This window comes from Staphylococcus equorum, from assembly GCF_029024965.1.
Taxonomy (GTDB): Bacteria; Bacillota; Bacilli; order Staphylococcales; family Staphylococcaceae; genus Staphylococcus; species Staphylococcus equorum.
This window is the reverse complement of sequence record NZ_CP118982.1, coordinates 2,070,346-2,084,499: the sequence shown is the minus strand read 5'-3', so window position 1 is coordinate 2,084,499 and position 14,154 is coordinate 2,070,346. Positions and strand designations below refer to the sequence as shown.

General features: G+C 33.5%; 11 protein-coding genes. All 11 read left to right on the top strand.

Annotated elements, in window-relative coordinates; genetic code table 11:
• Positions 1-27: 27 nt before the first annotated feature.
• The 11 genes from prfB to trxB all read left to right on the top strand — a co-directional run bounded on the left by prfB (position 28) and on the right by trxB (position 13,858).
• Positions 28-1,144 (top strand): peptide chain release factor 2 gene (gene prfB / locus PYW44_RS10120; protein ID WP_102134914.1). Its coding sequence is split into 2 segments (ribosomal slippage): positions 28-99 and positions 101-1,144, totalling 1,116 coding nucleotides; the frame shifts between segments, so codons are not numbered across the junction.
• A 311-nt stretch (positions 1,145-1,455) separates the two neighbouring features.
• On the top strand, positions 1,456-2,355 hold the full coding sequence (locus PYW44_RS10115; RefSeq protein ID WP_065367354.1) for a COG3942 and LysM peptidoglycan-binding domain-containing protein: 900 nt from the start codon (positions 1,456-1,458) through the stop codon (positions 2,353-2,355).
• A gap of 408 nt (positions 2,356-2,763) precedes the next feature.
• Positions 2,764-3,405, top strand: a complete 642-nt coding sequence (locus PYW44_RS10110) for a YfbR-like 5'-deoxynucleotidase (RefSeq protein ID WP_002508274.1) — start codon at positions 2,764-2,766, stop codon at positions 3,403-3,405.
• 5 nt (positions 3,406-3,410) lie between these two features.
• Complete coding sequence (locus PYW44_RS10105) at positions 3,411-3,641, top strand: CsbA family protein (protein ID WP_002508273.1); 231 nt, start codon at positions 3,411-3,413, stop codon at positions 3,639-3,641.
• Positions 3,642-3,966: 325 nt separating this feature from the next.
• Positions 3,967-5,949: an excinuclease ABC subunit UvrB gene (uvrB, locus tag PYW44_RS10100; RefSeq protein WP_002512104.1), complete on the top strand. Its 1,983-nt coding sequence runs from the start codon at positions 3,967-3,969 to the stop codon at positions 5,947-5,949.
• 5 nt (positions 5,950-5,954) lie between these two features.
• Positions 5,955-8,789 (top strand): excinuclease ABC subunit UvrA, encoded by a 2,835-nt coding sequence (gene uvrA / locus PYW44_RS10095; protein ID WP_021339457.1) that lies wholly within the window; start codon positions 5,955-5,957, stop codon positions 8,787-8,789.
• Between the two features lie 336 nt (positions 8,790-9,125).
• Complete coding sequence (gene hprK, locus PYW44_RS10090; RefSeq protein ID WP_002508270.1) at positions 9,126-10,061, top strand: HPr(Ser) kinase/phosphatase; 936 nt, start codon at positions 9,126-9,128, stop codon at positions 10,059-10,061.
• Positions 10,062-10,064: 3 nt separating this feature from the next.
• Positions 10,065-10,901 (top strand): prolipoprotein diacylglyceryl transferase, encoded by an 837-nt coding sequence (lgt, locus tag PYW44_RS10085; RefSeq protein ID WP_021339458.1) that lies wholly within the window; start codon positions 10,065-10,067, stop codon positions 10,899-10,901.
• A gap of 9 nt (positions 10,902-10,910) precedes the next feature.
• Entirely contained in the window at positions 10,911-11,387 is a 477-nt protein-coding gene (locus PYW44_RS10080) for an acyltransferase (RefSeq protein WP_021339459.1), read from the top strand.
• Positions 11,388-11,411: 24 nt separating this feature from the next.
• On the top strand, positions 11,412-12,848 hold the full coding sequence (locus PYW44_RS10075; RefSeq protein WP_002508267.1) for a tetratricopeptide repeat protein: 1,437 nt from the start codon (positions 11,412-11,414) through the stop codon (positions 12,846-12,848).
• A gap of 65 nt (positions 12,849-12,913) precedes the next feature.
• Positions 12,914-13,858 carry a thioredoxin-disulfide reductase gene (gene trxB, locus PYW44_RS10070; protein WP_002508266.1) on the top strand — a complete coding sequence of 315 codons (945 nt, stop codon included), beginning with the start codon at positions 12,914-12,916 and terminating at the stop codon, positions 13,856-13,858.
• Positions 13,859-14,154: the final 296 nt, after the last annotated feature.

The following is a 14,154-nucleotide window of genomic DNA, read 5'->3' as shown; positions in this document are numbered from 1 at the left end:
TCGTACGATAACAGGAGAGATGCAGTGATGGAACTATCAGAAATTAAACGTAATATAGATTATTATAATGAAAAATTAGAGCAACTTAGGGGGTCTCTTTGACTTAGAAGAAAAAGAGACAAATATTCAAGAATACGAAGAAATGATGGCTGATCCTACTTTTTGGGATGATCAAGATAAAGCACAGGAAATTATTGATAAGAATAATGCTTTAAAAACGATTGTAAATGCATATCGAGGATTAGAATCTGAAATAGAAGACATGGAAACAACAAGAGAACTATTATTAGACGATGACGATGATGATATGAAGTCAGATTTGGAACAGAACGTAATAGATTTTAAAGCAAATTTAGATAAGTTTGAACTACAATTATTACTTGATGGTCCATATGATGCGAACGATGCCATTATGGAACTACATCCTGGCGCAGGCGGTACAGAATCGCAAGATTGGACAAATATGCTTTTAAGAATGTATCAACGGTATTGTGAACAAAAAGGGTTTAAAGTTGAGATTGCAGATTACCTACCTGGTGATGAAGCGGGCGTTAAAAGCGTTACACTAATTGTTAAAGGTCATAATGCCTACGGTTATTTGAAAGCTGAAAAAGGCGTGCATCGACTTGTCCGCATTTCACCGTTTGATTCGTCAGGACGTAGACATACGTCATTCGCTTCTTGTGATGTTATACCGCAATTCAATAATACAGAAATTGAAATTGATATCAATCCAGATGATATTAATGTTGATACATTTAGAGCGTCTGGTGCAGGTGGTCAACATATTAATAAAACAGAATCAGCAATTAGAATTACCCATCAACCTACAGGCATTGTAGTAAACAACCAAAATGAGCGCTCTCAAATTAAGAACAGAGAAGCTGCAATGAAAACATTGAAAGCTAAGTTATATCAATTAAAAATTGAGGAACAAGAGCAAGAAATGGCAGAAATTCGTGGCGAGCAAAAAGAAATTGGCTGGGGAAGTCAAATAAGATCTTATGTTTTTCATCCTTATGCAATGGTTAAAGATCATAGAACAAATGAAGAATCAGGTAAGGTAGATGCAGTTATGGACGGAGATATAAGTCCATTTATAGAAGCATACTTACGTAGTCAAATGGATCATTCAGAAAGTTAAGCAAATGAAAATTAGAAATCTCGTCGTTAGTATTTAAACTAGTGACGAGATTTTTTGTTTTTTTAAGAATGAATAAAAGCATGTAAAATGCAATTTTAAATATTACACGTTAGATTTGGATGATGTATGTATATAGCCTCTATAAGGTTGTAATATCAATGTTTTAAGCGCTATTTAAGCTAATTGAATTGACCCATATTAAGTATCAATTGTCTATTACATTACAGTATAATAACAACCGCAAAAGACGAAATGTTTTATGCTATATTATGATTGATTAAAATTTAAGACAGTAAAGGGTTGAACATGTAATGAAGAAAGGATTAACATTTTCTGTAACATCGGCAGCATTGTTTTTTGGTTTTAATGGTATTGCATCAGCAGACCAAATTCACACAGTAAAAGAAGATGCTAAATTATCTGATATAGCGCATGCATTTGCCACAACAACAAATGAAATTCAGTCATTAAATCAATTGAATGAAAGAGTAACTGTACAAGCAGGAGAACAATTAGTACTTCCAGACAAAGATATAGTAGAAATAAAACAAGGAGATACAGTTTTAAATATTGCTGAAAAATATCAACTTAATTTAGAACAAATTTATCAGTTAAACCCAAATCTAGGTGAAGTTATTTACCCAGGCCAATTAGTGGCAGTATCTGAAAAGGGTTCAGCACATTTAAATAACCAGCTTCATAGTATTTTTAACGAACAACAAGTACAGAATGAAACAAGAGAAGGTAATGATGTTCCAGTAACATCAAATAACCTTGTACCAACGACACAACATACTTGGAATTACGTGGAAAAAGAAGCAGCAAATAATCAAAATGAAAGTAAACAAATGTATTCTAGTCAATATAAACCAACACAAGTCGCTTCAAATGGTAGTAATTATTATAGTTGGGGACAATGCACATATTATGCATTTGATCGCCGTCAACAATTAGGAAAATCAGTAGGTAACCTTTGGGGTAATGCGAATAATTGGGCTTCAGCAGCTAGTAATAGTGGCTACAAAGTTAACCATACACCTGAAGTGGGTGCGATTATCCAAAGTAATGCCGGTAACTATGGCCATGTAGGTGTTGTAGAACGTAAAAACCCAGATGGCTCAATTGTAGTATCAGAAATGAATTGGCAAGGTGTAGGACAAAAATCTTATAGAACGATTCACAACATTGGTCAATATAATTATATTCATTAGCAAATCATAAATTGGTATATACCTACAATATCATCTGAATACCTAAAGAAAAGGTGCTTAATAGTGAGATTATATTAGAGGTAAGTTTTGCTGAGTATAATAAATGGTACATCATAGAACCACTCCTGCATGTTTTGGAGTGGTTCTATGTTTAGAGCTCAATGTATTTAAATAATATCATTAATAAGGTAATGGGAGAGAAATATAATTTTTCTAATAATATTTCGTAGTATATGCCCAGCCAATTACTGTCAAAATAACAACGGAGGCTGAGATATAAGTTTATGTACTAGACACCCCATAAATTGAATTAGTTAAATTCAATTACATTGATAAGACATTTTGATTGTTGAATGATATTATAAAATTAAGTATAATCATTCATTAAACAAACTAGGAGGCGATGTCATGGGAGTACATCAATATTTTAAACGCTTGTCTGATTTAGAAAAATTAATTAGATTACCGGGAAAATTTAAATACTTTGAGCATAATGTCGCTGCGCATTCATTTAAGGTGACAAAAATTGCCCAATATTTGGCTACAGTAGAGGAATACCATGGTAATGAAGTAGATTGGAAAAGTTTATATGAAAAGGCGTTAAACCATGATTTTGCTGAAATTTTTACGGGTGATATTAAAACACCAGTTAAATACGCAAGTGGCGAATTAAAAAAACTCTTCTCACAAGTAGAGGAAGAAATGGTAGATCATTTTATAAATGAAGAAATTCCAGAAGCCTATCAAGATATATATCGAGAAAGACTTCAAGAAGGTAAAGATGACTCATTAGAAGGTCAGATACTTTCTGTAGCTGACAAAATAGATTTATTATATGAAACATTTGGAGAAATACAAAAGCGTAACCCCGAACAACTATTTTTTGAAATATATGAGATGTCCTTAGAAACGATTATGCAATTTGATCATCTAAGTTCGGTACAAGATTTTATAGATAATATTATTCCAGAAATGTTAACGGAAAAATTCATCCCAAGATCAGAATTACGTGAAACAACAATGGCTATTTTAAATAATAGGAATGGGTGAAGTGAATGATTTGGTATGTGCTCGCATCCTTTTTTCCATGTATTTTCGTGGTATTTTTCAGCGTGCTAACACGAAGTAAATGGGTAGGAACGATTTTAACATTAATTATAATTGGTGCATCCGTTCAAAAAGGTTTTTTTCATAATGAATGGATCATTTTTATAGATGTTGCCTCGTTGCTGGCTGGTTACCTTATTATCGATCAATTAGAATTTCATAAAAAAGAAGATGACTGAGTAATAAATGTTAAGCAACTTAATTGCTATAGTTAAATATGCATTTTATAATTGTATAACTTCAACAATATAGTTTATTTTAGAATAAACAAATACAACTTAGGCAAACATGGTGACAGAACTATGTTTGTTTTTCTTTATATATAGCAAGATAAAAGCGAACAAATGTTTGCTTTTTCGTTTGTAAATCTGTTAAAATATGTAACGAGAATATGAATCTGCAAACTTGATGCAGACACACAGCAACAGTAGTATATACATTTTAAACATAGACACATCAGGTATGTTCGTATCGTTAGAAATTATATAGGAGGCATGTGTCACTATGGAACATCATCAATTTAAATTACAATCTGATTTTACACCTCAGGGTGATCAACCAGATGCGATAAAGAAAATAGTTGAAGGCGTTAATGAGGGCAAACGTCATCAAACCTTACTCGGTGCGACAGGTACAGGTAAAACCTTTACGATGAGTAATGTTATTAAACAAGTAGGCAAACCCACACTCATTATCGCCCACAATAAGACATTAGCAGGTCAATTATATAGTGAGTTTAAAGAATTCTTTCCAGAAAATAGAGTAGAATACTTTGTTAGTTATTATGATTACTATCAACCAGAGGCATATGTGCCATCAACTGATACATTTATTGAAAAAGATGCTTCAATAAATGATGAAATTGACCAATTACGACATTCAGCGACAAGTTCACTTTTTGAAAGAGACGATGTCATTATTATTGCGAGTGTCAGTTGTATATATGGTTTAGGTAATCCAGAAGAATATCGAGATTTAGTAGTCAGTGTTCGCGCTGGTATGGAAATGGACAGAAGTGAACTTTTAAAAAAATTAGTAGACGTTCAATATTCGAGAAATGATATTGATTTTAGACGTGGTACATTTCGTGTAAGGGGAGATGTAGTTGAAATTTTCCCTGCTTCGAGAGAAGAAATGTGTATTCGTGTAGAATTTTTTGGTGATGAAATTGATCGTATCCGTGAAGTAAATTATTTAACGGGTGAAGTTTTAAGAGAGCGTGATCACTTTGTGATTTTTCCAGCATCCCACTTCGTAACACGTGAAGAGAAAATGAAATCTGCAATACAAAGAATTGAAAATGAACTAGAAGAACGCTTAACAGAATTACGCTCAGAAAATAAATTATTAGAGGCACAACGACTAGAACAACGTACGAATTATGATTTAGAAATGATGCGAGAAATGGGCTTCTGTTCTGGTATTGAAAACTACTCTGTGCATTTAACACTAAGACCAATGGGTTCAACGCCATATACGTTATTAGATTATTTTGGCGATGATTGGCTTGTAATGGTTGATGAATCACATGTGACATTACCTCAAATTAGGGGTATGTATAATGGAGACCGTGCACGTAAACAAGTACTTGTAGATCATGGTTTCCGTTTGCCGAGCGCTTTGGATAATAGACCTTTAAAATTTGAAGAATTCGAAGAAAAAACCAATCAACTCGTTTATGTATCTGCTACACCTGGTCCATTTGAGTTAGAACATACAGATGAAATGGTACAACAAATTATTCGTCCAACAGGTCTATTAGATCCTGAGATTGAAGTGCGACCAACGGAAAATCAAATTGACGATTTAATAAGTGAAATCCATGAGCGCATTGAACGTAATGAACGTGTGCTAGTTACAACATTAACTAAAAAAATGAGTGAAGATTTAACTACTTATTTAAAAGAAGCTGGCGTTAAGGTCAATTACCTACATTCAGAAATTAAAACATTGGAGCGTATAGAAATTATTCGTGATTTACGTATGGGAACTTATGATGTCATTGTTGGAATTAACTTATTAAGAGAGGGTATCGATATACCAGAAGTATCTCTTGTTGTTATTCTTGATGCTGATAAAGAAGGTTTCTTACGTTCACATAGATCACTTGTTCAAACAAGTGGACGTGCAGCACGTAATAGTCGCGGTGAAGTTATTATGTACGGTGACAAGATTACAGATTCCATGCGTTATGCCATTGATGAGACAGAGCGACGTCGTACAATTCAAAAAGCATATAACGAAAAACATAATATTACGCCTACTACGATTAATAAGAAAATTCATGATGTTATTAGTGCAACTGTCGAAAATGATGAAACAAATGAACAACAACAAACTGAAGTACCTAAGAAAATGACGAAAAAAGAACGCGAAAAAACAATCGCAAATATAGAAAAAGAAATGAAACAAGCAGCTAAAGATTTAGATTTCGAAAAAGCAACAGAGCTTAGAGATATGTTGTTTGAATTAAAAGCAGAAGGGTGACAAATATGAAACAACCATCCATTGTAGTAAAAGGGGCTCGTGCCCATAATTTAAAAGGTGTAGATATTGAAATACCGAAAGATAAACTCATCGTGATGACGGGACTGTCTGGATCAGGAAAATCTTCACTTGCCTTTGATACAATATATGCTGAGGGTCAGCGTAGATATGTAGAGTCATTAAGTGCTTATGCAAGACAATTTTTAGGTCAAATGGATAAACCAGATGTTGATACGATTGAAGGTTTATCACCTGCGATATCAATTGACCAAAAGACTACAAGTAAAAATCCAAGATCAACTGTAGCGACAGTAACTGAAATATATGACTATATACGGTTGCTCTACGCACGTATAGGCAAACCATTTTGCCCCAATCATGGTATTGAAATAGAATCGCAAACTGTACAACAAATGGTAGACCAAGTGATGCAACTTGAAGAGCGTTCTAAAATCCAACTATTGGCTCCTGTGGTTTCTCATAGAAAAGGTGCACAAGAAAAACTCATAGACGACATTAGCAAAAAAGGCTATGTACGTGTACGTGTTGATGGTGAAATTATGGATGTAAACGAAGTGCCAAATTTAGATAAAAATAAAAATCATACTATCGAAGTCGTAATAGATCGCTTGGTGGTTAAAGCAGGTATTGAAGGACGTCTTGCTGATTCTATAGAAACTGCGATTAGACTTGCTGAAGGTACATTAATCGTTGATATAATTGGGGGAGAAGAATTAAAATTCTCGGAAAACCATGCTTGTCCGATATGTGGTTTTTCAATTGGTGAACTAGAACCTCGTATGTTCAGTTTTAACAGCCCCTTTGGTGCATGTCCAACATGTGATGGTTTAGGATTGAAATTGAAAGTAGATTTAGATTTAGTGGTTCCTGATACAAACAAAACTTTAAATGAAGGTGCAATCATAGCTTGGGAATCTTCAAGTTCTGATTTTTATCCAACATTATTAAATCGTGTTTGTGAAGTATATAAAATTAATATGGATAAACCATTTAAAAAATTAACAGATAGACAACAAGATATCATTTTAAACGGTTCTAAAGGTAAAGAAATTGAGTTCACTTTTAAACAACGCAATGGTCAAACACGTAAACGAACAATGGAATTTGAAGGTGTGATTAATAATATTAATCGTCGTTATCATGACTCACCATCTGAACTTGTTAGAGAGATGATGAGTAAATATATGACTGAGCTACCTTGTGAAACTTGTAATGGTAAACGTTTAAGCCGTGAAGCGTTATCTGTATATGTTTCTGGTCAGAATATTGGTGAAGTTGTTGAACATTCAATTAAAGATGCTTTGCATATGTATGAACATATTGAATTGTCAGATCAAGATAGAAAAATTGCAGATCAAATATTAAAGGAAATTAACTCACGTTTAGAATTTTTATACAACGTTGGTTTAGAATATTTAACACTCAATCGTGCATCAGGATCATTATCAGGTGGGGAAGCGCAGCGAATTCGCCTTGCTACACAAATTGGTTCTAGACTGTCAGGTGTACTTTACGTGTTAGATGAGCCTTCTATCGGACTTCACCAAAGAGATAATGATCGACTTATAAGTACATTAAAAGAAATGCGTGACTTAGGTAATACTTTGATCGTTGTAGAACACGATGAAGATACAATGCGTGCGGCTGATTATTTGGTTGATGTAGGCCCAGGTGCAGGTGAACATGGTGGCGAAATTGTCGCGAGTGGTACACCTAAACAAGTAATGAATCAGAAAAAATCACTCACTGGTCAATATTTAAGCGGGAAAAAGCTGATAGAAGTACCTGAGGAACGCCGTGAAATAACTGATCGTAAAGTCAGTGTTAAAGGCGCAAGAAGTAATAACTTAAAAGATATCGACGTAGATTTTCCATTATCAACAATGACAGTAGTTACAGGTGTTTCTGGTTCAGGTAAGAGTACGTTAGTTAATGAAGTGCTGTATAAATCATTAGCAAAACACATTAATAAATCAAAAGTAAAACCAGGTGATTGTGACGAAATTCAAGGAATAGAAGAACTTGAACGTATAATCGATATTGATCAATCACCTATTGGAAGAACACCGAGATCAAATCCAGCAACTTATACAGGGGTATTCGATAATATTAGGGATATCTTCGCGCAAACAAACGAATCTAAAGTAAGAGGATATACTAAAGGCCGTTTTAGCTTTAATGTGAAAGGCGGTCGTTGTGAAGCTTGTAGAGGTGACGGTATTATAAAAATTGAAATGCATTTCTTACCAGATGTGTATGTACCGTGTGAAATTTGTGGTGGTTCTAGATACAATAGAGAAACGCTAGAAGTCACGTATAAAGGTAAAAACATTGCAGATATTTTAGCAATGACAGCTGAAGAAGCGACTAATTTCTTTGAAAAAGTACCAAAAATTCATCGTAAATTGAAAACATTAGTTGATGTTGGACTAGGATACGTTACACTCGGACAACAAGCAACAACACTTTCTGGTGGGGAAGCACAACGTGTTAAACTCGCATCTGAATTGCATAAACGTTCTACGGGTCGCTCCATCTATATTCTTGATGAACCAACGACTGGTTTACATGTTGATGATATTGGTCGATTATTAAAAGTACTCAATAAACTAGTGGAAAATGGTGATACTGTGGTTATTATTGAGCATAACTTAGATGTTATTAAAATGGCAGATCATATTATTGACTTAGGTCCAGAAGGTGGCGATGGGGGCGGTACGCTTGTAGCTACCGGTACGCCAGAACAAATTGCAGAAGTAAAAGAAAGTTATACAGGACAATACTTAAAGCCTGTGCTAGAAAGAGATACAGTAAAATAAACAATATAAGTATGTAACTCCACTCAAAAAGGCGGGAACATAAGTATAAATGGCTCTCTTCAAGGTAAGTACTTTAACGTGCAAACTTTGAAGGGGGTATTTTTGTATTTATTACCAACAAATACCTAGAAAATGATTTGTAGTAAATTAAATGAATAAATTGAAAATATAATCAGTCACTGGTGTGTGATATCGTTTATAATTGATATAATGATAGATATTATAGATATGTGTTGAATTATCGATCTTCTACACTTTTTGATATGGATTATCATTTCTTTTTGATATGATAATATCATATTGCAAATGTAAGAGAAATATTGATAGAGGTGAACTATGTTAACTACCAAGAGTTTAGTAGACCGCTTTGAACTTGATCTTATTGTTGGAGAAGCAGGTTTAAACAAACAAATTAAAAATACAGATATTTCAAGACCAGGTTTGGAAATGGCAGGTTATTTTTCTCACTATGCTTCTGACCGTATTCAATTATTAGGTACGACGGAATTATCTTTTTATAACTTATTACCAGATGAAGAACGTAAAGGTCGTATGAGAAAGTTATGTCGTCCAGATACACCAGCGATTATTGTGACGAGAGATTTAGAACCACCAGAGGAACTTATCGCTGCAGCAAAAGAACTCGACACGCCTTTAATTGCGTCGACGATTGCTACTACACAATTAATGAGTCGTTTAACTACATTTTTAGAACATGAACTCGCACGAACAACATCACTGCATGGAGTACTTGTCGACGTTTATGGTGTAGGTGTACTGATTACTGGTGATTCTGGAATCGGTAAAAGTGAAACGGCATTAGAATTAATAAAACGTGGTCATAGATTAGTAGCAGATGATAATGTGGAAATTAGAGAAATTAGTAAAGACGAATTGATTGGGAGAGCACCTAAATTAATAGAACATTTATTAGAAATTAGAGGCTTAGGTATCATTAATGTAATGACATTGTTTGGTGCAGGTTCGATTTTAACTGAAAAACGATTGCGTTTAAATATTCATTTAGAAAACTGGCATAAAGACAAATTATATGATCGAGTCGGCTTAAATGAAGAAAAATTACGTATCTTAGATACTGAAATTACGAAAAAAACAATTCCTGTACGACCTGGACGTAACGTAGCGGTTATTATTGAAGTTGCGGCAATGAATTACCGACTGAATATTATGGGCATCAATACAGCAGAAGAGTTTAATGATCGCTTAAATGCTGAAATATTACGAAATGGTAGCAATAGTGAGGAGAAATAGGTAATGATGACATTAAATTATATCAATCCAATTGCACTTGAGCTTGGGCCTATTTCAGTACGTTGGTACGGAATTATTATCGCTGTTGGGATACTCTTGGGTTATTTTATTGCTCAAGAAGGTGTGAAACGAATTGGCTTTGATACAGATACATTAGTTGATATCATTTTTTGGAGTGCAATATTTGGATTTATTATGGCGAGACTTTATTTCGTTGTATTCCAGTGGCCGTATTATATTCAAAACCCAATTGAAATTCCGATGATATGGCACGGTGGTATTGCAATACACGGTGGCTTAATAGGTGGATTTGTTACAGGGATTATCATCTGTAAACAAAAAAATATTAACCCGTTTCAAATTGGTGATGTCATTGCACCAAGTATGATTTTAGGCCAAGGTATTGGAAGATGGGGCAACTTTATGAATCATGAAGCTCATGGCGGTCCTGTTTCAAGAACATTCTTAGAAAACTTACATATTCCAGATTTTATTATTAATAATATGTATATTAATGGCAAATACTACCAGCCAACATTCTTATATGAATCTATTTGGGACATTTTAGGCTTTGTTATACTAATCTTGCTTAGAAAACATTTACGTATAGGAGATACTTTCTGTCTATATTTGATATGGTATTCAATCGGCAGATTTTTCGTAGAAGGCATGCGTACAGATAGCTTGATGTTAACTAGTGATATTCGAGTAGCGCAGTTAATGTCTATTATACTGATTATAGTAGGTATTGTGATTATGATTATAAGAAGAGTGAAATATAACGCACCAAGATATAAAGATGTTGGTCCGTTAACTTGGTCAAATCAAAAAGTGAAGTGATAAAATATCATGCGTAATTTAAAAAAGGTTAAAGTTAAAGGCAATAACCCACTTTGGCATATGTATCGTTATATTAGATACTTTAAAATATTTAAACAAACGATAATTATTGAAATTTGCAGGTACTTGCCTCACGTGAAATTAAAACATTGGGCGTATCGCAATTTATTGAAAATGAATATTGGTAAAAACACAGCATTTGCTTTTAAAGTAGTTCCCGATTTATTATACCCAGAGTATATTTCCATAGGGGAAAATTGTGTGATTGGCTATAATACTACAATTTTGACTCATGAATTTCTCGTTGATGAATTTCGAACGGGGCGTGTGCAAATTGGTGATAATACTTTAATTGGCGCGAATGTTACAATATTACCAGGTGTAAGCATAGGATCAAATGTTAAAGTCGGAGCGGGTGCTGTTATTTCAAAAGACATACCTGATTCGGCATTAGCATATGGAAATCCCATGCAAATAAGAACTTAATTAATATTTAGGAGGTGATAATGGATGGCGCATAACGGCAAAGTAATACCAATGAAATTAGATAGTCAATTTTATAAAAAATTGGGAGACCAAAAATTTCTGCACCAAGATTATAAAAAGGCAGCAGAATATTATGGCAAAGTGCTGGATATGTCACCTCAAGATTTTGATGTAAAAGTAAAATACGCGGAATGTCTTGTGAATATAGGACTAAGTGGTAAAGCAGAGCATCTATTTTATGAAAGTATTGCGCAACAAGAGTTAGTAGAAGAAAGTTATTATCAGCTTAGTCAATTAAACATTACATTAAATGAAGCAAATAAAGCATTTTTATTTGGTATAAATTATGTCACGATGTCTAACGATGAAGATTATAAAGAAGAACTTGAAGAAATGTTTGAAGTTTCTTATAATTCAGCTGAAAAAATAGAGATAGAAAGTCAGCTATTTGCAGTACAACTTATTTTCCAATACCTATTTTCTCAGGGAAGATTACCCGAAGCACGAACATTTATCTTAAATCAAAACGATGAAATTCAAGAACATCGCGTAGTGCGTAATTTACTTGCGATGTGTTATTTATACATGAATGAATATGACATTGCTAAAGAAATGTTTGAGCGATTGCTTAGTGAAGATAATACGGATGTACATGCATTATGTCATTATACTTTATTACTTTATAATACGAATGATAAAGAAAAATACCAACGCTATTTAAAAATTTTAAATAAAGTCATGCCGATGAATGATGATGAATCATTTAAGCTAGGCATCGTTTTATGTTACTTGAAACAATATGAAGCTTCGCAAAAAATATTACAGCCACTTTATAGAAAAGGAAAATTCCTTTCCATCCAAATGTATAATGCGTTAAGTTATAATAGTTACTATTTAAACAATATTGAGGATAGTAAATATTATTGGTCGAAGTTGCAAGATATGACTAAAGTAGATGTAGGTTATGCACCTTGGGTTATTGCAGAGAGTAAAATGTATTTCGATGAACAAGTATTACCATTATTACTCCATGACGATAGCCATCATAGGTTATATGGTATTTTCTTATTAAACCAGTTAAAGGGACGCGAAGTGCTTTTAACACAAGAAATTTGGGCAGTTCTAGAATCTATGGAAGATTACGAAAAGCTATATCTTACCTATATTATTCAAGATTTAAAATTAAACAAATTAGATTTCATTCATAGAGGCTTATTGATGTTGTATGGTGTGAAATCATTGAAAAATAATGAGGATTTATTTATTGTATGGATTGATCAAGCAGAAGCGATTATATCTGAAAAAGTAGATTTAACAAATGTAAATGAATATATTGCAGCATTTGTGTATATGTATTATCGTAATGCTGATAGTAAAATAACAAAACAACAAGTAATCGAATGGTTTGATATATCTTCTTACCGTTTAAATAAAACGATAGATTATTTAGTGAGCATATAAGTTTAAGAAATGCAAGAAATCATATATACTGCGCATAATGAATTATTAAACAGGAGGCAATTTAAATGGCTGAACAAGTGGATTTTGATGTGGCAATTATAGGTGCCGGACCAGCAGGAATGACTGCTGCAGTTTATGCATCACGTGCTAATTTAAGCACAGTAATGATTGAACGTGGTATGCCAGGTGGACAAATGGCAAACACAGAAGAAGTTGAGAACTTCCCAGGATTTGAAATGGTAACAGGTCCGGACTTATCAACGAAAATGTTTGAACATGCGAAAAAATTTGGTGCTAAATATCAATATGGCGATATCAAATCAATAGAAGATAAAGGTACTCATAAAGTGATTAACCTTGGTAATAGTGAAATTACAGCTCGCGCCGTAATCATTTCAACAGGTGCAGAATACAAAAAAATTGGTGTACCTGGTGAACAAGAACTTGGCGGTCGTGGTGTAAGTTATTGTGCCGTATGTGATGGAGCATTCTTTAAAGGTAAGAAATTATTTGTTATTGGTGGCGGAGACTCAGCTGTAGAAGAAGGAACATTCCTTACAAAATTTGCTGATAGCGTAACAATTGTTCACCGTAGAGATGAATTACGTGCTCAAAAAATCTTACAAGATCGCGCATTTAAAAACGATAAAATTGATTTTATTTGGAGTCACACTTTAAAAACAATTAATGACAAAGATGGCAAAGTTGGTTCGGTAACATTAGAATCAACAAAAGATGGCACAGAACAAACACTAGATGGCGATGGCGTATTTGTGTACATTGGTATGAAACCATTAACAATACCTTTCCAAGATTTAGGTATTACTAATGAAGTTGGCTACATTTTAACGAATGAAGACATGAGTACAAGTGTACCTGGTATATATGCAGCAGGCGACGTACGTGAAAAAGGGTTACGTCAAATTGTCACTGCAACTGGTGATGGAAGTATTGCTGCACAAAGTGCCATTGCATATATCGAGCATTTACACGATACAATTGAAGCATAAATAAATTGTATCATTGATGGGATAAAGTCATAGATTATAAAAGATTGTATAAAATATCATAGATAAATTCAGTCATAGCTAGAATGTTATACTTACGATCTATAGTAAGTTATAACATTCTAGCTTTTTTACATAATGAAACAACTATAGCGTTATAATATTGATAGATAAAACTACTACCTTAGTCGTTTTTCATGTAAAATATAATGTGATAATATTAACTCGTTAGACTTATATTGAGAAAAATGAAAGATATTGTATAAATGCCAATATAAATAAGCTATTAACAGCGTAGA